At 43.3% G+C, this 22,778-nt stretch carries 23 protein-coding genes; 11 read left to right on the top strand and 12 right to left on the bottom strand.

Annotated elements, in window-relative coordinates; all coding sequences use genetic code 11:
- Window positions 1-58 precede the first annotated feature (58 nt).
- Window positions 59-604 (bottom strand): DUF924 domain-containing protein, encoded by a 546-nt coding sequence (locus ITG09_02220; GenBank protein UPR52488.1) that lies wholly within the window; start codon window positions 602-604, stop codon window positions 59-61.
- Between the two features lie 59 nt (window positions 605-663).
- On the bottom strand, window positions 664-1,518 hold the full coding sequence (gene djlA, locus ITG09_02215; protein UPR52487.1) for a co-chaperone DjlA: 855 nt from the start codon (window positions 1,516-1,518) through the stop codon (window positions 664-666).
- Window positions 1,519-1,667: 149 nt separating this feature from the next.
- Between djlA and lptD the strand changes: the two genes are divergently transcribed.
- From lptD to ITG09_02185, 6 genes are all read left to right on the top strand, one after another.
- The gene (lptD, locus tag ITG09_02210; protein ID UPR52486.1) at window positions 1,668-4,022 is read left to right on the top strand and encodes an LPS assembly protein LptD; all 2,355 of its coding nucleotides are present in this window, start codon (window positions 1,668-1,670) and stop codon (window positions 4,020-4,022) included.
- Window positions 4,023-4,065: 43 nt separating this feature from the next.
- Complete coding sequence (gene surA, locus ITG09_02205; GenBank protein ID UPR52485.1) at window positions 4,066-5,364, top strand: peptidylprolyl isomerase SurA; 1,299 nt, start codon at window positions 4,066-4,068, stop codon at window positions 5,362-5,364.
- Window positions 5,351-6,343 carry a 4-hydroxythreonine-4-phosphate dehydrogenase PdxA gene (gene pdxA, locus ITG09_02200; GenBank protein ID UPR52484.1) on the top strand — a complete coding sequence of 331 codons (993 nt, stop codon included), beginning with the start codon at window positions 5,351-5,353 and terminating at the stop codon, window positions 6,341-6,343. Before surA ends, pdxA begins: the two co-directional genes overlap by 14 nt.
- Window positions 6,340-7,155, top strand: a complete 816-nt coding sequence (rsmA, locus tag ITG09_02195; GenBank protein UPR52483.1) for a 16S rRNA (adenine(1518)-N(6)/adenine(1519)-N(6))-dimethyltransferase RsmA — start codon at window positions 6,340-6,342, stop codon at window positions 7,153-7,155. The genes pdxA and rsmA overlap by 4 nt, the downstream gene beginning before the upstream one ends.
- A gap of 80 nt (window positions 7,156-7,235) precedes the next feature.
- On the top strand, window positions 7,236-7,616 hold the full coding sequence (gene apaG / locus ITG09_02190) for a Co2+/Mg2+ efflux protein ApaG (GenBank protein UPR52482.1): 381 nt from the start codon (window positions 7,236-7,238) through the stop codon (window positions 7,614-7,616).
- Between the two features lie 31 nt (window positions 7,617-7,647).
- Window positions 7,648-8,451: a symmetrical bis(5'-nucleosyl)-tetraphosphatase gene (locus tag ITG09_02185; protein UPR52481.1), complete on the top strand. Its 804-nt coding sequence runs from the start codon at window positions 7,648-7,650 to the stop codon at window positions 8,449-8,451.
- A gap of 107 nt (window positions 8,452-8,558) precedes the next feature.
- Here the strand turns inward: ITG09_02185 and folA are convergent, their stop codons facing one another.
- The 6 genes from folA to rplU form a co-directional block, all read right to left on the bottom strand.
- Window positions 8,559-9,038, bottom strand: coding sequence for a type 3 dihydrofolate reductase (folA, locus tag ITG09_02180; GenBank protein ID UPR52480.1), 480 nt, complete (start codon window positions 9,036-9,038; stop codon window positions 8,559-8,561).
- 40 nt (window positions 9,039-9,078) lie between these two features.
- Window positions 9,079-9,552, bottom strand: coding sequence for a threonine/serine exporter family protein (locus ITG09_02175; GenBank protein UPR52479.1), 474 nt, complete (start codon window positions 9,550-9,552; stop codon window positions 9,079-9,081).
- Complete coding sequence (locus ITG09_02170) at window positions 9,552-10,319, bottom strand: threonine/serine exporter family protein (GenBank protein UPR52478.1); 768 nt, start codon at window positions 10,317-10,319, stop codon at window positions 9,552-9,554. The genes ITG09_02175 and ITG09_02170 overlap by 1 nt, the downstream gene beginning before the upstream one ends.
- A 330-nt stretch (window positions 10,320-10,649) precedes the next feature.
- Complete coding sequence (gene cgtA, locus ITG09_02165; GenBank protein UPR52477.1) at window positions 10,650-11,822, bottom strand: Obg family GTPase CgtA; 1,173 nt, start codon at window positions 11,820-11,822, stop codon at window positions 10,650-10,652.
- Between the two features lie 322 nt (window positions 11,823-12,144).
- Entirely contained in the window at window positions 12,145-12,402 is a 258-nt protein-coding gene (gene rpmA, locus ITG09_02160) for a 50S ribosomal protein L27 (protein UPR52476.1), read from the bottom strand.
- Window positions 12,403-12,421: 19 nt separating this feature from the next.
- Entirely contained in the window at window positions 12,422-12,733 is a 312-nt protein-coding gene (gene rplU, locus ITG09_02155) for a 50S ribosomal protein L21 (protein ID UPR52475.1), read from the bottom strand.
- Window positions 12,734-13,001: 268 nt separating this feature from the next.
- Here rplU and ispB point away from each other — a divergent pair, with 268 nt between their 5' ends.
- Window positions 13,002-13,973, top strand: coding sequence for an octaprenyl diphosphate synthase (ispB, locus tag ITG09_02150; protein UPR52474.1), 972 nt, complete (start codon window positions 13,002-13,004; stop codon window positions 13,971-13,973).
- Between the two features lie 80 nt (window positions 13,974-14,053).
- Here the strand turns inward: ispB and ITG09_02145 are convergent, their stop codons facing one another.
- Together ITG09_02145 and mdh are read right to left on the bottom strand one after the other, a co-directional pair.
- Entirely contained in the window at window positions 14,054-14,245 is a 192-nt protein-coding gene (locus ITG09_02145; GenBank protein ID UPR52473.1) for a hypothetical protein, read from the bottom strand.
- Between the two features lie 129 nt (window positions 14,246-14,374).
- Entirely contained in the window at window positions 14,375-15,310 is a 936-nt protein-coding gene (gene mdh / locus ITG09_02140; GenBank protein ID UPR52472.1) for a malate dehydrogenase, read from the bottom strand.
- A 332-nt stretch (window positions 15,311-15,642) separates the two neighbouring features.
- Here mdh and argR point away from each other — a divergent pair, with 332 nt between their 5' ends.
- The 4 genes from argR (at window position 15,643) to ITG09_02120 (ending at window position 20,803) form a co-directional block, all read left to right on the top strand.
- On the top strand, window positions 15,643-16,113 hold the full coding sequence (argR, locus tag ITG09_02135) for a transcriptional regulator ArgR (GenBank protein UPR52471.1): 471 nt from the start codon (window positions 15,643-15,645) through the stop codon (window positions 16,111-16,113).
- 342 nt (window positions 16,114-16,455) lie between these two features.
- Entirely contained in the window at window positions 16,456-17,424 is a 969-nt protein-coding gene (locus tag ITG09_02130; protein ID UPR52470.1) for a TAXI family TRAP transporter solute-binding subunit, read from the top strand.
- 254 nt (window positions 17,425-17,678) lie between these two features.
- Window positions 17,679-20,258 carry a TRAP transporter permease gene (locus tag ITG09_02125; protein UPR52469.1) on the top strand — a complete coding sequence of 860 codons (2,580 nt, stop codon included), beginning with the start codon at window positions 17,679-17,681 and terminating at the stop codon, window positions 20,256-20,258.
- Window positions 20,259-20,365: 107 nt separating this feature from the next.
- Window positions 20,366-20,803, top strand: coding sequence for a universal stress protein (locus ITG09_02120; GenBank protein ID UPR52468.1), 438 nt, complete (start codon window positions 20,366-20,368; stop codon window positions 20,801-20,803).
- A gap of 112 nt (window positions 20,804-20,915) precedes the next feature.
- On the opposite strand, the gene ITG09_02115 is transcribed toward ITG09_02120, so the two are convergent.
- Together ITG09_02115 and ITG09_02110 are read right to left on the bottom strand one after the other, a co-directional pair.
- Window positions 20,916-21,878: a D-2-hydroxyacid dehydrogenase gene (locus ITG09_02115; GenBank protein UPR52467.1), complete on the bottom strand. Its 963-nt coding sequence runs from the start codon at window positions 21,876-21,878 to the stop codon at window positions 20,916-20,918.
- A gap of 34 nt (window positions 21,879-21,912) precedes the next feature.
- Window positions 21,913-22,647 carry an RNA pseudouridine synthase gene (locus ITG09_02110; protein ID UPR52466.1) on the bottom strand — a complete coding sequence of 245 codons (735 nt, stop codon included), beginning with the start codon at window positions 22,645-22,647 and terminating at the stop codon, window positions 21,913-21,915.
- Between the last annotated feature and the right edge of the window lie 131 nt (window positions 22,648-22,778).

Genomic DNA, 22,778 nt, shown 5'->3' with positions numbered 1-22,778 from the left:
GGCTAGAGGTTTTATTAACCACTAGCCTCTTCTCAATTCTTTGACCGTATCTCCACAATTAAAAGCTTGAGTCTGGTTGCTGTAAGAACTCAATTTCCTCAGGAGTCGAAGTTCGACCTAGTACTTCATTGCGGTGTGGGTAACGACCAAAACGCTCAATGATCACCTTGTGCTTAAACTCAAAATCAAGGTTATTCTCTAGCCCTGTCTGGGAAAAAAGCAGCACCGCTTGTTCATGCATCAGCAAAGATTCGCTGTGCATATAAGGCATGTAGAGGAAGCTTTTCTGTTGTTGATTAAGTTGGTGATCAAAGCCACCCGCTACCGCTTCTTGAGCTAGAACCAACGCCATAGGATCTGCAGTAAACGCATCTGGACTATTTCTACCAAGATTTCGAGAAAACTGGTCAAGCACGATAATCTCAGCCAAGCGACCCTCTGCTGTCTGACGCCATTCAAATAACTCACCTTGAATGGCGGCTTTGTGCAGTTCAGAAAAACGAGACGCTATCAAAGCGTCAATCTCGGCGCCGCCAGTAAACCAATCTTTAGGCGTCAATTCATCGAACCAAAACTCTAGAACATTCTGATACGTTACCGTCATATAATTCCCTTTAATAAAAAAAACCGAGTAATTTTGTTATTACTCGGTTTAGTGTTCGATTACTTAAAACCTTTGACCTTCTTTATCAAGTCATAAGCATTTTGAATTTCTTGCGACTTTTCTTTCGCGACATTCATCATCTCTGGCGGTAAACCCTTCGCCATCAATTTATCTGGGTGGTGCTCATTCATCAATTTACGATAAGCTTTCTTCACCTCTTTACCTTCGGCACTTTCACTTACCCCAAGTACCTTGAAAGCATCTGCCAGTTGGTTCTGTTGTGAAGCCTGTTGCCAACCTGATGATTGCCCGTGACCTTGATGACCACCAAAGTTGCCACCTTGCTGCTGGAATCGGAATGCAGCTTCTTGCATTTGTAAACGACGCTCTAGTTGCTCTGAAGAGAACCCAAGCCCTTGAGCAATCTTATGCAGAACTTGGCGCTCACTAGGGTGCAAGCTTCCATCAGCAAACGCTGCGGATACTTGTAGCTCTAAAAAGAACTGAAGGAGATCAAAACGGCCACCCGATGAGATCTTCACACGCTCAAGTACATCACTTAATGGAAAGTCACTCTCTTTACCATCACGGAACGCATCTTGCGCTGCTTTACGTTGCTCGCCATGCAGGTTCATACGTTCCATCATTGTAGAAGCAAGCTGAATCTCTTCAGGTGTTACCTGCCCTTTTGCTTTAGCAACATGTCCCATAACCGCAAAAGCCGCTTTAAAGAACTCGTTCTGCCTTTCAGCTTGGCTTGGTCCACGACCAAAACCAGAACTATTGAACCCCGATTGGTTTAAACGTCGAGCCTTATCAAATTGATGCCCCAAAAATAGGCCAAAAACTAAACCAAGCGGACCTCCAAATAAAAAGCCAAAAAAAGCGCCCAAAATTTTGCCAAATATTTGCATTATGTGTTCTCTATCTATGAATTTTGTCTGAGTAACGCTGTCTGATGATGCTGAATGCTAATATTTCCTTTATCATAAGGAAAATGCTTTATTAATTGGATTGATACTAGATCAACCCTTCATCTAGTGACACAGGATAGTTCAACTTCATGCAATCTTTTTCCCGCACCTTGTTAGCCGCGTCTATAAGTACGGCATTATACGTGTCGACAACTCAAGCTGAAACAATCACCGATAGTAGTGTGCAGGAAATGCCCTCTATAGATCAATGCTTGATCGAGCCCGCTGCCGAAAACGAGACACAACTGCCCGCTCATGTGGAATCAGATCGCTTGGAGGCCATCAATGGTGACAAAGCAATATATTCAGGTGACGTAAGAGTTACTCAAGGGAACAAGACCATCCTTGCAGATAATGTAACTTTACACCAACAAGAAAACATCGTTGTAGCTGAAGGCAACGTAAACTTTAGTGATGGGCAAATTAAATCTGTATCAGATAAAGCGATAAACAATCTAAATACAGATCAAATCGAATTAGAGAACACCCAATACCAGTTCCTTTGTGAACCCGGCAGAGGGGATGCCCAATATATATCTCGCACTGGCAAAGCCGTTTATACCATGGAGGATGGATCTATCACTTCTTGCCCTCTGGGTGATAAGTCATGGAGGCTAAAAGCTTCTAGTATCGAGCTAGACCAAGATGAAGAACAAGCCACATTCTACAATCCACGTTTTGAGATTCTAGATGTTCCTGTTTTCTACATGCCATATCTCACCGTTCCAGTCGGAGATAAACGTAAAACTGGCTTTTTGTACCCAACGATTTCATATGGTTCAAGTGACGGTTTCGAAACCGAAGTGCCTTTCTATTGGAATATAGCACCAAACTACGATCTACTTTTCACAACTAAATATATGGCAGAGCGTGGAACACAACTAAACAATGAGTTCCGCCATTTAAGTGATTTTGGTGAAAGCAATTTAAAATTCGAGTTCCTAGAAAGTGATGATAAATATCCAGAACAAGGCAGTCGTTGGGGTGGGCAGTTCAACTTTGAAGGAATCTATCAAGAAGCATGGAAGTTTGATATTGACTACTCAAAAGTAAGTGATGTTGATTATTTCTCTGATGTAGATTCAAATATAGGTAATAGAGAAGATGGACAGCTTCTACAGTCAGGACAAGTAACGTATCGAACTCTAAACTGGAATGCTTCGGTACTTGTCCGTGATTTCCAAGTACTCACAGATGGAAGTAACCAACCCTATCGCTTAATGCCACAGCTAACATTTAACTATTACGCTCCTATTATATGGGACTCTGTAGAAGTTGATATGATTAGTCATATCTCTCAATTTGATACAGATGCAAAGGGAAAACCGACAGCAACACGATTGCACATAGAACCAGGGTTAAAAGTACCATTAAGTACAACTTGGGGAACATGGACAACCGAGGCTCGCCTGCTTGGAACATACTATAACCAAGATCTCAGTGATGTGGATACATCTACATCAGAGTATGAGGATTTAGAAGCAAGCGTTAGCCGAGTAATACCAGAATTTAGAAGTCATGCTGGGCTTGTACTTGAACGCGACACTACTGTAATGAATGGGTATACACAAACTCTTGAGCCACAGATGCAGTATCTTTATGTTCCTGAAAAAGATCAAACTAATATTGGTCGCTACGATACAACGCTTTTACAAACAGATTATTACGGCTTATTTAGAAGCAGAAAATACAGCGGCGTCGATTTTATAGCAGCTGCAAATCAACTCAGCTATGGTGCGTCTTCTCGTTTCTTTGATGATGAATATAAAGAGCGATTAAATATATCCTTTGGTCAAATCTTCTATTTTGATAAAGACACCAAGCAAACTCTGAGCAGCGAAGACTCCGGTAAAAAAACCAACTATTCATCTTGGGCTATTGAAATGGATTTCAACTATGATGACTACCTTTTTTACCATGGCGGCGTTCAATACGATATCGACTCTGCAGAAATGCAACTAGCGAATAGTACTATCGAATATAAAATAGACAGTAACGGTTTTATTCAAGCAAACTATCGCTACGTCACCAAAGAATACATTGAAGACAATGTCGGTGAGACCATTACTAATATAGATGAGATAACACGTGAAGGTATCTCACAAGCAGGTTTAGTCACTGGCTACCAGTTCACTCCAAAATGGTACGCGAGCGCTCAGTACTATCATGATGTAAATGAAAACATCGCGATCGAGTGGTTAGCAAACCTACGCTATAAAGATGATTGCTGGTATGTAGGAGTTACCTATAGCAACGAACTCCGAAGCTGGACTGGTAATGGCTACTCAGACATAAATGCTGATCCTGTTTACGAAAACAACTTTAGTGTCAACTTTGGTATTGTAGGCTTCGGGACATCTGCTGGGTCTGGATCAAACGTTTCGGGCTTCGATAGTTCTGAAAATTCTTTAGAATACGGTCGCCCATTCTTCTTAAACAACTAATTTTCTTTACTGGTAAAACATCAGTAAATTTAAAGGATTACACATGACATTGTGGAAACGCACATTAATTGCCATCGCAGCGGCTTGTACTTTATCAACAAGCTACGCAGCACCGGTAGAACTAGACAGCGTAAAAGTTATCGTTAACGAAGGCGTTATCTTGCAAAGCGACATCGATGCTTCTATGAAGACACTACGCGCAAACGCTAAGAAAAGTGGTCAAACATTACCATCTCAAGACGTACTCAATGAGCAAGTACTCGAAAAACTGATCATTGATACGATTCAAACTCAAGAAGCAGAGCGTATTGGGGTTCGTATTGATGACGCGAGACTTGATCAAGCAATTGAAGGTATCGCGAAAGACAACAACCAAACGGTTGAACAACTTACCGCATCGGTTGCAGAAGAAGGCCTTAGCTACAATGCATTTCGTGAGCAAGTAAGAAAAGAGATTGCAGCAAGTGAAGCGCGTAACGCCTTAGTTCGTCGTCGCATCAATATTCTTCCTGCAGAAGTCGACAACCTAGCGGATATCTTAGCGCAAGAGACTAACGCGACCGTTCAATACAAAATTGGCCATATTCAACTGCGCTTTAATGATAACCAAACGAAAGAAGAGCTAGAAGCTCAAGCTACTGAACTGGTTGAAGAACTGAACTCTGGCAAAGATTTCAGCACTATGGCTTATACTTACTCGAAAGGCCCTAAAGCACTGCAAGGTGGTGATTGGGGTTGGATGCGTAAAGAAGAGATGCCAACCATTTTTGCAGACCAAATCAAAATGCAAAACAAAGGCAGCATCATCGGTCCGTTCCGTAGCGGCGTTGGTTTCCATATTCTGAAAATTGAAGATGTGAAAGGCTTGGAAACCGTAGCGGTAACAGAAGTTAATGCTCGTCACATCCTGATTAAGCCAACCGTAATCTTGAGTGATGATGGCGCAAAAGAACAACTTGAAGAGATCACGCGTCGTGTCAACGCAGGTGAAGCGAGCTTTGGTGATCTTGCACAGCAATACAGCCAAGATCCAGGTTCTGCGGTACAGGATGGTGAGTTAGGTTACCAAACACCAGATTTATATGTACCAGAGTTCAAACACCAAGTAGAAACGTTACCTGAAGGTAAGATTAGTGCGCCATTCAAAACCGTGCACGGTTGGCACATTGTTGAAGTACTAGACCGTCGCGAAGTAGACCGTACCGATTCAGCTTTGAAAAACAAAGCTTACCAAATTCTATTTAACCGTAAATTCAACGAAGAAGCTGGCGCTTGGCTACAAGAAGTAAGAGCAAGTGCCTTTGTTGAAATGGTTGAGGGCGACCAAGATGACAACAACTAAACGTATTGTCATAACCGCAGGTGAACCCGCAGGGATAGGTCCAGATTTGACTCTGGCTCTATCTCAAGAAAGCTGGCCTCACCAACTCGTGGTTTGTGCAGATAAAACACTGCTATCTGAGCGAGCTAAGCTCCTTGGCATCGACGTCGATCTGCTAGATTATGACGCAAACGCAGCTAAGCAACCTCAACGCGCAGGTACGTTGGTAGTGAAACACGTCCCACTCGCTGAAACAGCAGTTGCAGGTCAACTCAACGAGGCTAACGGTCATTACGTATTAAATACTTTAGAAACCGCAGCAATTGGCTGTATGAATAATGAATTTGATGCTATTGTCACCGGCCCTGTTCATAAGGGTGTAATTAACCGAGCTGGTGTTGCTTTTAGCGGCCATACCGAGTTTTTTGCAGAGAAGTCCAATACACCACTGGTAGTGATGATGTTGGCAACTGAAGGGTTGCGTGTTGCGCTAGTAACAACGCACATCCCACTAGCTTATGTATCTCAAGCAGTGACCGAAGACAGGTTAGAGCAAATTATTGCTATTCTGAATAAAGATTTAGTTGAAAAATTTGCTATTGAGAAACCAACTATCTACGTGTGTGGCTTGAATCCACATGCTGGTGAAGATGGTTGCTTAGGGCGTGAAGAAATTGAAACCATCACCCCGACGCTAGAAAAAATTCGCCAAAAAGATGGCATCAATTTAGTTGGCCCATTGCCAGCAGATACCATCTTTAATGAAAAATATTTGCAAGATGCAGATGCTGTTTTAGGTATGTATCACGACCAAGTACTCCCGGTATTGAAATACAAAGGGTTTGGTCGCTCAGTGAACATCACGCTTGGCTTACCGTTTATTCGCACATCAGTCGACCACGGTACCGCCTTAGACTTGGCAGGGAAAGGCCAAGCCGATACAGGGAGCTTTAGAACAGCGCTCACGCACGCCATTGAATTAGTAGAGAAAAAGCAATGAGAAATGATGTCCACTTAGGGCACAAAGCGCGTAAACGTTTTGGTCAAAACTTCCTTAACGATCCATACATTATTGATGGCATCGTATCGAGCATTAACCCACTACCAGGTCAAAACCTAGTAGAAATCGGTCCAGGTCTTGGTGCAATTACTGAGCCTGTGGGTAAGCTTGTCGATAAATTTACTGTTATCGAATTGGATAGAGACCTTGCAGAACGTTTGCGTAATCACCCAGATCTTGCTGAGAAGTTAACGATCTATGAAGGTGATGCCATGAAGTTCGATTTCGAACAACTTGTAAAGCCTAACAACAAGCTGCGTATCTTCGGTAACTTGCCATATAACATCTCTACACCATTGATGTTCCACCTTTTTGAATTCCATAAAGATGTGCAAGACATGCACTTTATGCTTCAAAAAGAAGTGGTGAACCGCCTAGCAGCAGGCCCGGGTACTAAAGCTTATGGTCGTCTAACGGTAATGGCTCAATATTACTGTAAAGTAACGCCAGTGCTAGAAGTGCCACCAACGGCCTTCGTTCCGCCACCGAAAGTAGATTCAGCCGTTGTACGCCTACAGCCATACGAAGTGCTACCTTACCCGGCAAAAGATCTGAAATGGCTTGATCGCGTATGTCGAGAAGGCTTTAACCAGCGTCGTAAAACAGTTCGTAACTGCTACAAGAGCTTGATCGATAAGGAAGTGCTTGAAGAGCTAGGTATCAACCCTGGCATGCGCCCTGAGAACTTAACGCTCGAGCAGTTTGTCGACATGGCAAACTGGTTGTACGACAGTCACAACGCTGACAAATAAATAAAAAAGGCTCCTACACTTCGGTTAGGAGCCTTTTTTATGTAATACTTTAAAGTATATCAACAATAAAAGGTGCGAATATGGATATATCTACGCCCTGTATCAAATGCCAGGTTCACTCTAAGTACATAGAAGAACAATCTGAGCCAACGAAGAATCGTTACGTCTTCGCTTACATCATTACCATCAAAAACCTCAGTAAAACAACGGTACAACTTATGTCACGTCGCTGGCTAATTACTGACTCCAACGGCAAACAACTCACTATTGAAGGTGAAGGTGTGGTTGGGCAGCAACCTGTAATTGAAGCCAACGACGAATACACCTATACAAGCGGTACTGTCATCGAGACCCCAGTGGGTGTCATGCAGGGTCACTATGTGATGACCGATCACAAAGGCATCGATTTCATAACTGAAGTCGACCCGTTCAGGCTCGCCATCCCTAACATTCTTAATTAGTACACATCTCTACTACTTACAGGAAATTATTTTGTCGAATTACATTGTCGGAGACATTCAAGGGTGCTTCGACGAACTTCAGTTGCTGCTTGAAACTATCAGTTTTGATAAACACAAAGATACTTTATGGGTCGCTGGTGATTTAGTCGCTCGAGGTCCTAAATCATTGGAGACACTACGCTTTATTCGCAACCTTGGTGGCGCAGCTAAGGTTGTATTAGGCAACCATGACTTGCATCTCCTTGCGGTATCCTTAGGCCTCTTTTCAGCCAAACCAAAAGATAAAACTCAAACTATCCTTGATGCAGAAGATAGGGAGACGTTACTTGAGTGGCTAAGGCAACAACCTTTAATTCAGGAACATTCAGAGTTCGTAATGTCTCATGCAGGTATCTCACCGCAATGGGATCTAGAACGAGCACGTATCGAAAGCCGAGAAATAGCTGACTTATTAAAATCAGAACAATGGCAATGGCTTATCGAGAATATGTACAGCAATACGCCTGATTTATGGCATCAAGATTTAGAAGGCATTGAGCGCTATCGCTATGCGATCAACAGTCTGACTAGAATGCGATTTTGCTTTACTGATGGTCGACTTGATATGGCCTGTAAACTTCCACCAAACGAAATTACCATTGAGCCTTTGGTACCTTGGTTTGACCTTACACAACGTATAGAACTGGATAAGACGGTTTTATTTGGACACTGGGCTGCATTAGAAGGCTACTCAGGGAAAGATGTGATTGGTTTAGACACAGGGTGTGTTTGGGGAGGACAATTGACGGCACTTCGCTGGGAAGATAAAAAGTTTTTCACTCAAGATGCGCTTTAGAGATACGAGATACGAGATACGAGATACGAGATACGAGATACGAGAAGCTTGCGCTAGCTGGAACGGTAGCGCAAGCACTCTTCAGAGCCGAACGATTTTCAGCATAGTTAGCGCTCGAGAATCACGAACTCCATATTGTATTTGTTTTTCTCATCCGCTTGATACGTATCGCTAAAGCTCTGCTTCCAACCTTCTCCCCAATCTGGGAATTGAGTATCACCATCAACGTCAAAATCGATATAAGTCAGGTACAGCTTATCTGCTTTAGGGAGACAGCTTTCATAGATTGAACCGCCACCGATAATCATCACCTCTTCAACATCACTAACGAGCTCCAGAGCATTTTCAATAGAAGTAACCGTCGTTACACCTTCAATCTTTAAACTCTCATCACGGCTGATTACGACATTTAGCCGACCCGGTAAAGGGCGACCAATTGAGTCGTAGGTCTTACGTCCCATCACGACAGGTTTACCCATCGTCGAGCGTTTAAACCATGCAAAATCCGCAGGTAAATACCAAGGCATCTGATTGTCTTTACCGATTACACGATTGTCTGCCATTGCCGCTATCATACTGATGATCATAAATCGAAGGTCCTGTCCTTACATGAGAGTAAAATTGAAGCTAGACGATAGGTCTACGGCGATAGAATAACAGCCCAGGCACAGCTAAGCCAACCGCAAGACCTGCGATAATGAACATCGATTTTAAAAAGTTCTCCATCAACATTGCCAGCAATTCTGGTGTGTAGCCGGCCCTGTTAATCTCCACCATGGCAATCATCGCCTTAAAGGCAAATACACCAGGAATCATAGGAATTAGGGCTGCAACCGTAAAAACCTTTGGATGCGCTAACAGTTTATGCGACCAATGAACCCCTATCATGCCAACAACAGTCGCGGCGAAGAATGTTGCCCATTCGATTGGAATACCAAAGTGCATCATCAGATAACGGCTACCATGACCGATAGAACCACCTAGTGCACAATAAATTAAAGCGCGTTGCGGAACGTTAAATACCAATGCAAACCCAACCGCAGGAATCGCTGCGAAAAACATATCGTTGAGTAAACCTAAAAACAGTTCAAAAATACTCATTAGCTCGCCCACCCCCAAACATCCGATAAACTCATCGCCGCGACAATGCCCAAGCTCGTCGCTAAAGTTAATAAACTGGCCATAGTAAAGCGCGCCAAACCCATATTGATGTGACCCTTGAGCATATCAGCGACAGAGTTAATCAGAGGGAAACCGGGTACAAGCATCAGCACAGAAGAAGCCATCACGATAGTGGGTTGACCACCGATGTTATAAAGAACCGCTTGCGCTGAAATGGTCGTAGTAACGAATGCTGTGATAGCAAAGTTTAATAGCGGATTGAAATGGCGATGACCAATCTCTTGCCTGACGATCATACCGCAAGCTGAAGCGATAAAGGTCATCATGAAGACTTGCCAATCCCCACCGGCTAGATGACTAAAAGAGGCGCATGATAACCCTATCATCACAACCACTAACCAACGGTTGTAGCGCTCGGGGCTGATGTTTTGAATCTTTTTATTCGCCAAATCATAATCAAGAATTCCCTTCTCCATCATGATGCAAATACGTTGAATATCGGTGATAACCTGCATATTAATGCCACGATCAGCACAGCTTCGAGTAGTCGTTATACAGTGATCATCCATTACTGTTGTCACGACCAACGCATTGGCTGACAGTGCAACTTCAACCTCATTCACCCCACAAGCAATACCGATGCGGCGCATAATATCGCCGACTAATGTGCTCTCAGCGCCGTGTGCCAATAACATTTGTCCTGATTGAGCGACTAACCTTGAGATCGCTCTTTGTTCTGATGCCATGATTTCCTTCCCATAGGCGTTATACCAATCACAGTAAGTAAGTGATCAGAAATAGCGCAGGAAAAAAGCTTGAGAACAAGGCAGAGATTTTCGATAAGTAGTTATTCTACAATCAAAATCTCTAACGCAGTTATCGAGCGTTTTAACAAGCTAGGGTGACCAGTTATTTACTACGATTGGTATTAATTATCTAGAAATAAATTCTGCATTAAAATTTGATAAGACATAATGATTTAGATACAAAAAAACCGCAATTTTCATTGCGGTTTAGTAAAACTATCAGTGTGCTTTAGAAGAAGCGACCAAAGTATTTATAAGAAACGATGAGGATTAGTCACGAACATAGATAACATGACCGTCATCTTCTTCGTCATCCCAGTCATCCCAATCGTCGTCATCTTCAGTAACGACATTCTTACCGGCCATCGCATCTTTATGGTAGTCATCCCACATAAAGTTAACTTTTTCTTCTTCTTCAATAGCTTCAACTTCACGAGGTAGGTTCTCCATGAACTCACCTAGTTTGAAGCAAAGATCTTTCGTACCGATCTTGTTTACAGCAGAGATCTTGAAGTACTCGCCTTCCCAACCTAAAGCTTCGACAATTTCTTGAATCTTTTCGTCCGCTTCTTCTTCAGGCATTAGATCAACTTTGTTGAATACTAACCAGCGAGGTTTCTCCGCCACTTTTTCGCTGTATTGCTCTAGCTCGTCAATGATCGTCAATGCGTTCTGAATAGGATCAGAACCATCAATCGGTAAAATATCGATCATGTGAAGAAGAACACGACAACGCTCAAGGTGCTTCAAGAAACGAATGCCGAGGCCTGCGCCATCAGCTGCGCCTTCGATTAGACCAGGAATGTCAGCAACAACGAAGCTCTTCTCAGGAACCACGCTCACTACACCCAAGCTTGGGATCAATGTAGTAAATGGGTAATCCGCGACTTTTGGTTTCGCAGCAGATACTGAGCGAATAAAGGTAGATTTACCTGCATTTGGTAAGCCAAGCATACCAACATCAGCCAATAGAAGAAGCTCTAAACGTAGTTCGCGAACTTCGCCTTTAGTACCCATTGTCTTTTGACGAGGAGCACGGTTAACAGACGACTTAAAACGCGTGTTACCAAGACCATGCCAACCGCCTTTACCAACCATGATTTTCTTGCCGTGTTCAGCAACTTCAGCAACGATTTCGTTGGTGTGGATATCCACAGCACGAGTACCTACAGGTACTTTCAGTGTAATATCTTTACCACGTTTACCAGTACAGTTACCACCGCGGCCATTCTCGCCACGTTCAGCGCTGTAAAAACGTTGAAAACGATAATCGATCAGCGTATTTAAGTTTTCATCCGCTTGGATGTAAACATCGCCGCCGTCACCGCCATCACCGCCGTCAGGACCACCTTTAGCGACGAATTTTTCGCGCCAAAAGCTTACTGTACCATTACCGCCATCACCGGCTTCTATTTTTACTGATGCTTCATCAACGAATTTCATTTTTTAACTCCGCACTTACGTTGCGTTACCACTCATCAAGGAGTGATATAAATTCTAGCAGATCCGTGTTTAGATCGATCACCTAAGATCTAGATCGATCTGCAACCAAGGAACAAATAAGGAGAGGTTCTTTGCTTTCTGTTTCTTAAAAAACAAACGGCTTCTTAAAACAAAACTGTTTATCAAAAACCAAACTGATTCTCAAACTAAAGCCAGAGCGTCTACTTTTTTATTCTCGCTATAAATAAAAAACCCTGCCGAATCGGCAGGGCTTTTGAATTCAGCTTGAAAGCTAGTATAAATAATCTAGTTAAAGATTAAATTACTCAGCTTCGATGCTTACAAACTTGCGGTTTTTAGGACCTTTTACTGCAAATTTCACTTTACCTTCAGTAAGAGCGAAAAGAGTATGGTCTTTACCGATGCCAACGTTTGTGCCAGCGTGGAACTTAGTACCACGTTGACGAACGATGATGTTACCTGCAAGAACAGATTCACCACCAAAACGCTTAACACCAAGACGTTTGCTTTCTGAATCGCGGCCGTTATTAGTAGAACCGCCAGCTTTTTTATGTGCCATTGTTAAACTCTCCTAATACTTAAGCGTTAATGCCAGTGATTTTCACTTCTGTGAACCACTGACGGTGACCAGCTTGCTTACGTGAGTGCTTACGACGACGGAACTTAACGATTTTTACTTTATCGCCACGACCGTGTTGTACTACTTCCGCAGTAACCTTACCACCTTCTACAAGAGGTGCACCAACAGCGATTTCTTCGCCGTTAGCAACAAGAAGAACTTTATCAAATTCAACAGTTGCACCAGTTTCAACGTCTAATTTCTCTAAACGAAGTGTTTGACCTTCGCTTACTCGGTGTTGTTTGCCACCAGATTGGAAAACAGCGTACATATTTTACTCCGCTTTTTCCGCACAGCCTATGGTTGTTAATTGTACAACTCGGGTGTGCGCTAAACTAATCAATAGGGCGCAGATTCTACGGGAATCATGGCGCTATGACAAGCCATATTTTTAAAATATTGGCGAAAACATGTTCGCCAAAGAAAAGTGCGGCAATGATGCCCTTAAGTGATGTATTAATCAACGTTTTTTAGTGTATTATTCAACAATTAAATACAACGTATAAGCCTTACAGGGTCTAACTTCAGCCGGATGAACAATGGATTTTAAAGCTATCCAAACGCTTACTGCCAATGATATGGCAAAAGTGAATGAAACAATTCAAGCCCAACTTAATTCTGACGTAAGTTTAATCAACCAGCTTGGTTTTTATATCGTTAGCGGCGGTGGCAAACGCCTACGTCCTTTGCTTGCTCTTTTATCTGCTCGCGCTCTTGGTTATCAAGGTGAAGCTCATATCACCTCAGCTGCCTTTATTGAGTTTATTCACACAGCAACTTTACTTCATGATGATGTCGTCGACGAATCGGACATGAGACGCGGCAAAGCAACAGCCAACGCAGCGTTTGGTAATGCAGCTAGCGTTTTGGTTGGTGATTTTATTTATACCCGCTCATTCCAAATGATGACGACGCTAGGATCTTTAAGGATCCTTGAGCTAATGAGCGAATCAGTAAACGTGATCGCCGAGGGTGAAGTTCAACAATTGATGAACTGTAATAACCCAGACACTACAGAAGAAAGCTACATGCAGGTGATCTATTCAAAGACCGCTCGTTTGTTTGAAGCCGCAACCCAAATCGGCGCGATTCTTACAGAGTCTTCACCTGAAATCGAAACGGCGATGCAAAACTACGGTAAATACCTAGGAACGGCATTCCAGCTTATTGATGATGTGATGGACTACACCGCTGATGGTAAAGAGATGGGTAAAAATGTTGGTGATGACCTAGCAGAAGGTAAACCGACGTTACCGTTGCTTTACGCAATGCGTAATGGCTCTCCAGACCAAGCGAGCATGATTCGTGAAGCGATCGAAAAAGCCAATGGTATGGAACGTCTCGACGACATTATGTCTGTAATGAAAGAGACAGGCTCGTTAGAGTACACGACCAATAAAGCCTATGAAGAAGCTGATAAAGCGATAGCTGAGCTTTCTATTCTTCCTGATTCAGAATATAAGCAGGCTTTAACTACGCTAGCTCACCTTGCAGTAAAACGTAGCAAGTAAATAGAAGCTAAGTAAACAGCTATATAATAAAAAGAGCCGGTTGGCTCTTTTTTTGATCCTGCTAGATATTACTCTGGGTTTTAATATCGACTCGATTCTAATGATAAAGGTAATTGCACTTCTATCTCTTCAAGTTCTTCCAACGGAACCGCATATTGCTTATGACTGTTGTAAGACTCAAACAAAGCGAACTGCTCTTGCTCATCGATAACCAATATCTTGCCCAAGCGACCTAGATAGTTAACATTCATTCCCTTTTGTACTCTAGTCATAATCCAATACCCTAATTCTTCGTAATAACAAAAAGAATACGAGTGGGTTGAATACAAGGATCAAAAAAGCCGATCACAATGATCGACTTTCATTAACTGTCTTTTTAGCAGAGTTCAGCTATCTATCGCTTATTTAGCGAATTCAACACCAATCTCAATATCGCCATTTAGCGTTTCAAGCATGCTATCTAAAGCGTTACGCTCAAAGTCGCTCAGTTCACCATAGCTAAGGATCGCTTCTGCGCCCTCTTTACCTAGCTTAACTGGTTGAGCGAAGAATGGTGCGTGCTCGCCTTCACCTTCAACGTATGCACACTCAATCACGTTCTCTTCGCCTTGAAGAGCTTTCACTAGTGCAAGACCGAAGCGACAAGCCGCTTGACCCATAGATAGTGTCGCACTGCCGCCACCCGCTTTAGCTTCTACTACTTCCGTACCTGCATTTTGGATACGAGTCGTTAGTGCTGCGATTTCTTCGTCAGTGAACTCTACGCCTTCAACTTGAGAAAGTAGAGGAAGAATAGTTACACCTGAGTGACCACCGATAACAGGAACACGGATGTCGCCTGGATCTTTGTCTTTTAGTTCAGCAACGAACGTTTCAGAACGAATCACATCAAGAGTCGTAATACCAAATAGACGACGCTTGTCGTAAACACCCGCTTTCTTCAATACTTCAGCCGCAATTGGGACTGTTGTGTTTACTGGGTTAGTGATAATACCAACACAAGCAGTAGGACAAGTAACTGCGATTTTCTCTGCAAGAGACTTAACAATGCCAGCGTTCACATTGAAAAGATCCGCACGATCCATACCAGGCTTACGAGCAACACCTGCAGAAATAAGTACAACATCCGCACCTTCTAGTGCTGGAGTTGGATCTTCACCGGCGTAACCTTTGATAGAAACAGGCGTTGGGATATGGCTAAGATCGGCAGCAACACCCGGAGTTACCGGTGCAATATCGTAAAGTGCAAGATCTGAACCAGCAGGTAGGCGGTTCTTTAGTAGTAGGGCTAGGGCTTGACCGATGCCACCAGCGGCACCAATAACAGCTACTTTCATTGTTATTCTCCTTGAGAGATTTCTCTTATAGATTCTTTGTAGGGTAATTCTTGAGCTAAATCTAAGTTAAAAAACTATATTAATCACAAAGTGATTACAATCAATTAACGCTAGCTTTGCGACTTCGCGCAAGTCAATAAAACCGTGCTACACAGCAAGTTCGCATTATGGCGATAATCATCTGAAATAACAAAATAAGTCGTCGCAAATAACACATTATTCTATTAAACATTTACAGTGATATGACTAACAAATTACAGGGATGTTTTGGCTAAAATTGAATATGTATGCGAGAATATGCAAACATCTTTGTTAATGAATAAGAATGACATATGCGCAATACAGAAAAGCAAGACAACTTAGTTCGTGCATTTAAAGCCTTACTAAAAGAAGAACGTTTTGGCTCACAAGGCGAAATTGTGGATGCCCTAAAACACGAAGGTTTTGAAAGCATCAACCAGTCTAAAGTCTCGCGTATGTTAACCAAGTTTGGTGCCGTTCGAACTCGTAACGCAAAAATGGAGATGGTTTACTGTCTTCCTGCTGAGCTTGGTGTTCCGACCGTTTCTAGCTCTTTACGAGAGTTGGTGCTAGACATTGACCACAACAATGCATTGGTGGTGATACACACAGGCCCTGGTGCTGCGCAACTGATTGCTCGTTTATTAGACTCACTAGGTAAGTCGGAAGGTATACTGGGCGTAGTCGCAGGTGATGACACTATCTTCATTACTCCAACCTTGTCAGTGACCACTAAGCAACTGTTTGATTCAGTGTGCGAACTGTTTGAATACGCTGGATAATTGTCATAGTTTCATAACTATCACAGCTACTAATGGATCATGAACATCTATTCGCTTCGTGATCCAAATCACATCCTAAGATATCCATACCCTCCCCTCTTAAAACCCACTAAACCATTGATTTTAAAAAACTCAATAGCAAATTAAACACGAGATCTAACCGTCATTTGTTAGATTTTTTAGCTATATCTTTTAACATTTGAGTAATTTTCTGCCAATTTTTGATATTATTCAGCCACTTTTTCATCACATGGATTGAAAAAGGTGCCGTTTCCAAATAGGAAACTCCAGAAGCAACTACACTTGTTTCAGGGTTAATAATGAATAAAGGAAGGGAAATTCATGGCATTTACCAAACTTATTAAAGTTGGTGCTATTGCAGCTGCTGTAATGGGCGCTGGCGCTGTTAACGCTCAAGAGTTCATCACGATTGGTACTGGTTCAGTTACGGGTGTTTACTACCCAACTGGTGGTGCGATTTGTAAGTTAGTGAACAAGGGCCGCAAAGACCACAACATTCGTTGTTCTGTAGAGTCTACTGGTGGTTCAATCTACAACGTTAATACCATCCGTGCTGGTGAACTAGATTTCGGTGTTGTTCAATCGGACTGGCAATACCACGGCTACAACGGTACAAGTAAGTTCAAAGATCAGGGCGAATACAAAAAACTTCGCGCGATGTTCTCTCTACATACAGAACCGTTCAACATCATCGCTCGTACCGATGCTGGCATCAACAATGTGTCTGACCTAGCTGGTAAGCGTGTAAACATTGGGAACCCAGGTTCTGGTGACCGTGCAACGATGGGTGTTGTAATGGACGCTATGGGCTGGACTAACGACAGCTTCAAGCTTGCTTCTGAACTTAAAGGCTCTGAGCGTTCACAAGCACTTTGTGATAACAAGATTGATGCATTCATCTACATGGTTGGTCACCCGAACGGATCAATCAAAGAAGCAACAACGTCTTGTGATGCAAAACTGGTTTCAGCAACAGGTCCACAGATCGACAAGATCGTAGCTGAAAACCCATACTACGCTTACAGCACAGTTCCTGCTGGCATGTACCGTGGTACAGACGCTGACGTAAACAGCTTCGGTGTTGCAGCAACTATGGTAACAACTTCAGACGTTTCTGAAGAAGTTGCATACAACGTTGCTAAAGCAGTATTTGAAAACTTCGCTACCTTCAAACGCCTACACCCAGCATTTGCTAACCTGAAAAAAGAAGACATGGTTAAAGCGGGTATCTCTATCCCTCTTCACCCAGGCGCAGCAAAATACTACAAAGAAGTAGGCCTTCTAAAGTAACTCTACTTTAAGCCTACTATACCAATAAGGAGGCCAGCCCTCCTTATTGGCTTTTCACGTTTATAAAAATAACTTAAGTGAAAAGAACAACCCTTTAAGTTTCTCCAATTTGGAGAACTTACCTTCGTATCAAGCCTAAGACAAAGACGAACAAAGAACGCATTTCCTTTTCCATTCACTACAATTGATAGGAAATAAATAACGTTTGGTTGTTCGTAAGAAAAGGCAGACCATCAATAATAAGGATAAAGTACATGACGCAGACAACAACACCGTCTCCAGATGTGCAAGAAATGGTGGCACAATCAGATACTGGTGCGCGTAACCCTCGTGGTATCCAAGGCCGTATTTTATGGTTTGTGCCTCTATGTTGGTCACTGTTCCAACTTTGGTATGCATCTCCGCTGCCGTTCATTTTTAACTTCGCAATTTTAAACGACACTGAAGCTCGAGCAATTCATCTTACGTTTGCTATTTTCCTAGCCTTTACCGCTTATCCAGCCATGAAGAACTCGCCTAGGGATCGCATCCCCGCAGTCGATTGGATACTAGCGCTTGTAGGTAGCTTTTCAGCTTCTTATATCTATATTTTCTATACTGAACTCGCTGAGCGCTCGGGCGCACCAACAACATTCGATATTGTTGCGGCCGTATTCGGTATGGTTTTACTGCTTGAAGCAACACGACGCGCTTTGGGTCCACCTCTTATGGTTGTGGCAGCAGTATTCCTACTTTACACCTTTGGCGGCCCTCACATGCCAGACGTGATTGCCCACAAAGGTGCGAGCCTAAACAAGGCAATGTCGCATCTGTGGCTAACAACTGAAGGTGTATTCGGTGTTGCTCTTGGTGTATCAACGTCATTTGTATTCTTGTTTGTACTGTTTGGTGCAATGCTAGAACGTGCCGGTGCCGGTGCTTACTTTATCAAGGTCGCATTCTCACTACTTGGTCACATGAAAGGCGGCCCAGCGAAAGCAGCTGTTGTTGCATCAGGTCTGTCTGGTTTGGTATCAGGTTCATCTATCGCGAACGTGGTAACCACGGGTACCTTTACTATCCCGCTAATGAAGCGCGTTGGCTTCCCAGGTACTAAAGCAGGTGCCGTAGAAGTCGCGGCTTCAACGAATGGTCAACTAACACCACCTATTATGGGTGCAGCAGCATTCTTGATGGTTGAGTATGTGGGTATTTCGTATGTAGAAGTTATCAAAGCAGCACTACTGCCAGCTCTGATCTCTTACATCGCTCTGATTTACATTGTTCACCTAGAAGCATGTAAAGCAGGCATGACAGGCCTACCTCGTCGCCATACACCAACTATCGTACAAAGCCTACTGTCTTTCACTGGTACCATTTTAGGTCTGTGTGTTATCAGTGCCGCGGTTTACTACGGTGTCGGTTGGACGAAAGATGTATTTGGCGATGCTGCAACACCTATCGTAACTGTGGCGTTATTGATCGCTTATGTTGCTCTGGTTCGCGTATCAGCAAAATACGCAGCTGAAGGCGGCATGGAAATCGATGCTGAGCTTACTGAAGTTCCAGACCCAGGCCCAACGATTAAATCAGGTCTTCACTTCTTACTACCGATTGTCGTACTAGTGTGGTGTCTAACCGTTGAGCGCTTCTCTCCAGGTTTATCTGCATTCTGGGCAACAGTATTCATGATCTTCATTTTGATCACTCAGCGTCCTTTAATGACTCTGATGAACAAATCGGACGATCTTGCTGAGCAAACTAAAGCGGGTTTCGTTGACCTAGCAGAAAGCTTGGTTTCAGGCGCACGTAACATGATCGGTATCGGTGTAGCGACAGCTGCTGCAGGTACGGTTGTAGGCGTGGTGACTCTGACGGGTATCGGCCTTGTAATGACTGATTTCGTTGAGTTCATCTCAGGCGGTAGCATCATTCTTATGTTGCTATTCACTGCGGTAATCAGCTTGATCTTAGGTATGGGCTTGCCAACAACGGCGAACTACATCGTTGTTTCAACACTGATGGCACCAGTAATTGTTACGTTAGGTGCAGCGCACGGATTGATCATTCCACTGATTGCGGTTCACTTATTCGTGTTCTACTTCGGTATTCTTGCGGATGACACACCTCCGGTAGGTCTGGCAGCCTTTGCGGCCGCCGCAATTGCGAAATCAGACCCAATTCGTACAGGTATTCAAGGTTTTACCTACGATATCAGGACCGCGATCTTGCCGTTCATGTTCATCTTCAATACCCAACTACTGTTGATGGGCATTGATTCTTGGTGGCACTTAGCACTAACGATTTTCTCTTCTGTTACTGCGGTACTTATCTTTGCAGCAGCAACTCAAGGTTGGTGGTTCACCAAGAACAAGTGGTGGGAAACTATACTGCTTATCGTTCTGACCTTCTCTTTCTTCCGCCCGGGTTTCTGGTGGGACATGATTTATCCAGAGAAAGTTCTTTCACCTGGAGTTGAGATCGCTCAAATCACAGAAAATCTATCTGTGGGACAATCACTTGAATTGAGAGTAGGTGGCGAAAACTTAGAAGGTAACTATTCTGAGAAGACAGTTCGCCTTCCGTTTGAAGATTCTGCAACAACAAGTGAAGACCGCATTGCTTCAATGGGCCTAATGCTGACACAAACTGACGACAAGATGATTGTTGATATGGTTGAGTTTGGTAGCCCTGCAGAAGCCGCTGGCATTGACTTTGATTGGGAAATTAAATCGGTTATCCAAGACGCAGAACGACCAATGAAAGAGTGGGTATTCTTGCCTGCCCTACTGATTTTGATTGGTTTAGCGATGAACCAAAGAAGGCGTGCTCGTAAGGATGAGATTAGCGCGTAATGGATAGAGCCAAGTAGCGCTCTAATCTATTTGGCTTTTTTACTACATGGAAAAGATAATTACAGCGTTTGGTATTGGCTAAGCGCTGCTCAAAAAGAGACGAATACATGTATAGACAAATCCTTGTTCCCGTTGATCTTAACGACAAAGGCTTTTCTGATAAAGCAGTCGAGCTAGCGGTATGGCACGCGAAACACAGTAATGCTGAAATCCACATCTTGAACGTATTACCTGGCATTCACATGTCGATGGTTGCATCTTACTTCCCGAAAGATGCGGCGAACCAAATGAAGCTTGATGTTAAAAATCAGCTGAAAGAGTTTGCTGACAAGCACATTGACGATGAAGTGGTGTATAAAGTTCACGTTGCCGAAGGCAAGACTTACACAACGATTTTAGATTACGCGGAAAAACTTGGTGCTGACCTTATCGTCATGCCTAGCCACAAGCGTTCAAAAATCGACAAAGTTGTACTGGGTTCAGTCGCGAGTAAAGTCGTACAGAACTCACCAATCAATGTGTTAGTGGTTAAGCCTCAAGGTTAACCCGTTCGATAAACGTTAAGATAAACACCTAAAAAGGTTGGCCTAAAAGCCAACCTTTTTGTTTCTGAAACGCTTAATTGGCGTCCATAAAGCCACTCATATCATGAATGAACTAACTCACTAAGTTCTGTGGCTTACCCTCAACAAATGCCTCGATGTTATCCATTAAGATATCCGACAGTTTTTGAATTGAGCTGTCACTGCCCCACGCCACATGTGGTGTTAGCAGTAAGTTAGGTAAGTGACTGTTAGCCAATAGTGGATTCGAGTTGTCTGCTGGCTCTTGTGTAAACACATCCATGCCTGCACCCGCAATCTGATGATTTACCAAAGCCTCAACCAAAGCTTGTTCATCGACAAGCCCTCCACGCCCCGCATTGATCAGCACCGCGCTTGGTTTCATCATTGCTAACTCTTGCTCTGAAATCAGGTTTCGAGTCGCTTCGGTCAACGGACAATGTAAGCTGATCGCATCCGCTTGCTGCAACACAGTATCAAAAGGCAGATACCCCTCTCGACAAGAATCTACCCCTTTACGCTCTGCAAAAATGACCTTCATACCTATCGCTTTAGCCAGTATCGCAGTCGCTTGCCCTAAACTGCCACTGCCGATTAAACCTAATGTGCTGCCTGCCACATCTTGAATCGGATGTGTAAAGAAACAGAACTGTTTATCCTTTTGCCACTCTCCCGCTTCAATGTCTTGATGGTAGCCAACAAGATTTCGTTTTAGCGTAAACAGCATAGCTATCACATGTTCAGGTACCGACTGAGTCGCATAGCCTTGCACGTTAGCTACTGCGATATTGTTACCCTTGCAATAGTCGATATCGACATTATTGACGCCAGTCGCTGACACTGCGATCAACTTGAGTTGTCGTGCTTGAGCCAAATTATCAGCGTTGAGCACAACCTTATTGGTGATAACAACATCTGCTCCCGCAACGCGCTCAGCAACGAGCTCTGGAGCAGTAAAATCATACTCCAACCACTCATGTTCAAAGCTGAGCGGTTTTAAATGGATTTGAGATGGGATGGTGGCTCTGTCGAGAAAGACCACTTTAAACTTCGGCATTGTACGTCCTTGAGTTTATATCAATTGAATCATTCTAAGCTTTTAGCTTACTGTAGTCTGGAAGCTCTGGCGCAATTTCAAAGTGCTGTTCAATTTGCGGTCGTGCTTGAGGATAAAAGTCACAAGGGACAAAGGCTTTGAATAACTGGTCATTGGCCGGGTGATAAAAACTGAGTTCACACGCGTGCAAAGCTAACCTATCGCTATAATTAAACGCATCTGGCGTGGCATAAAACTCATCACCTACAATTGGATTCCCCATCTCCATACAATGCACTCGCAACTGATGAGATCGTCCCGTGATAGGCAGTAGCTTCAATAAGGTCGTTTGTGCCTCTTCTTGCTCAACCACATAGCGAGTTTGAGATGATTTACCATCCTCGAAACACACTTTTTGCTTCGGGCGATTTGGCCAGTCGCAAATAAGAGGAAGGTCTATCACGCCTTCTTTTTCTTCAACGAGACCCCATACTCGCGCGTAATAGAGTTTGTGTGTCAGTCGATATTGAAACTGCTTCTTCAGATAGCGCTCAGCCTGCTTATGCTTAGCCAACAGCATCAAGCCTGATGTCGACATATCCAAGCGGTGCACCACCTGAATATCTGAAAAATCCACGACTAGGCGACTCCACATACTGTCGTAATGCTCTGGTAACCTCCCAGGAACTGAAAGTAAGCCAGCAGGTTTATTCACCACAAGAATATCGTCATCTTGATAAACAATATCAATCCAGGGGTCACGTGGTGGTGCGTAATGTTCTAACGCCATTCTAGCCTCTAGTTACTGTTAAATAATAATTTATGGTCAAGTTGTTTATTAAAAAATACAATTTAAGTCTTTTTTGTACATAAAAGTTGACGACCTTACAAAACATGGTATTGATAGGGGAACGGAAAATA

The sequence above is a fragment of the Vibrio cyclitrophicus genome (genome assembly GCA_023206055.1).
GTDB lineage: Bacteria > Pseudomonadota > Gammaproteobacteria > Enterobacterales > Vibrionaceae > Vibrio > Vibrio cyclitrophicus_A.
The sequence above is the reverse complement of the archived record's forward strand: the minus strand, read 5'-3'. Positions and strand labels throughout refer to the sequence as shown.

What these genes read in the sequence shown, in the direction of transcription:
- surA (UPR52485.1), top strand. Translation starts at nt 4,066, where the DNA reads ATGACATTGTGGAAACGCACATTAATTGCCATCGCAGCGGCTTGTACT.
- ITG09_02110 (UPR52466.1), bottom strand. Translation starts at nt 22,647, where the DNA reads ATGGCGTTAGAACATTACGCACCACCACGTGACCCCTGGATTGATATT.
- ITG09_02120 (UPR52468.1), top strand. Translation starts at nt 20,366, where the DNA reads ATGTATAGACAAATCCTTGTTCCCGTTGATCTTAACGACAAAGGCTTT.
- ITG09_02175 (UPR52479.1), bottom strand. Translation starts at nt 9,552, where the DNA reads ATGAGTATTTTTGAACTGTTTTTAGGTTTACTCAACGATATGTTTTTC.
- ispB (UPR52474.1), top strand. Translation starts at nt 13,002, where the DNA reads ATGGATTTTAAAGCTATCCAAACGCTTACTGCCAATGATATGGCAAAA.
- rplU (UPR52475.1), bottom strand. Translation starts at nt 12,733, where the DNA reads ATGTACGCTGTTTTCCAATCTGGTGGCAAACAACACCGAGTAAGCGAA.
- lptD (UPR52486.1), top strand. Translation starts at nt 1,668, where the DNA reads ATGCAATCTTTTTCCCGCACCTTGTTAGCCGCGTCTATAAGTACGGCA.
- folA (UPR52480.1), bottom strand. Translation starts at nt 9,038, where the DNA reads ATGATCATCAGTATGATAGCGGCAATGGCAGACAATCGTGTAATCGGT.
- ITG09_02145 (UPR52473.1), bottom strand. Translation starts at nt 14,245, where the DNA reads ATGACTAGAGTACAAAAGGGAATGAATGTTAACTATCTAGGTCGCTTG.
- pdxA (UPR52484.1), top strand. Translation starts at nt 5,351, where the DNA reads ATGACAACAACTAAACGTATTGTCATAACCGCAGGTGAACCCGCAGGG.
- argR (UPR52471.1), top strand. Translation starts at nt 15,643, where the DNA reads ATGCGCAATACAGAAAAGCAAGACAACTTAGTTCGTGCATTTAAAGCC.
- ITG09_02125 (UPR52469.1), top strand. Translation starts at nt 17,679, where the DNA reads ATGACGCAGACAACAACACCGTCTCCAGATGTGCAAGAAATGGTGGCA.
- ITG09_02170 (UPR52478.1), bottom strand. Translation starts at nt 10,319, where the DNA reads ATGGCATCAGAACAAAGAGCGATCTCAAGGTTAGTCGCTCAATCAGGA.
- apaG (UPR52482.1), top strand. Translation starts at nt 7,236, where the DNA reads ATGGATATATCTACGCCCTGTATCAAATGCCAGGTTCACTCTAAGTAC.
- ITG09_02220 (UPR52488.1), bottom strand. Translation starts at nt 604, where the DNA reads ATGACGGTAACGTATCAGAATGTTCTAGAGTTTTGGTTCGATGAATTG.
- cgtA (UPR52477.1), bottom strand. Translation starts at nt 11,822, where the DNA reads ATGAAATTCGTTGATGAAGCATCAGTAAAAATAGAAGCCGGTGATGGC.
- rsmA (UPR52483.1), top strand. Translation starts at nt 6,340, where the DNA reads ATGAGAAATGATGTCCACTTAGGGCACAAAGCGCGTAAACGTTTTGGT.
- ITG09_02130 (UPR52470.1), top strand. Translation starts at nt 16,456, where the DNA reads ATGGCATTTACCAAACTTATTAAAGTTGGTGCTATTGCAGCTGCTGTA.
- rpmA (UPR52476.1), bottom strand. Translation starts at nt 12,402, where the DNA reads ATGGCACATAAAAAAGCTGGCGGTTCTACTAATAACGGCCGCGATTCA.
- djlA (UPR52487.1), bottom strand. Translation starts at nt 1,518, where the DNA reads ATGCAAATATTTGGCAAAATTTTGGGCGCTTTTTTTGGCTTTTTATTT.
- ITG09_02115 (UPR52467.1), bottom strand. Translation starts at nt 21,878, where the DNA reads ATGCCGAAGTTTAAAGTGGTCTTTCTCGACAGAGCCACCATCCCATCT.
- mdh (UPR52472.1), bottom strand. Translation starts at nt 15,310, where the DNA reads ATGAAAGTAGCTGTTATTGGTGCCGCTGGTGGCATCGGTCAAGCCCTA.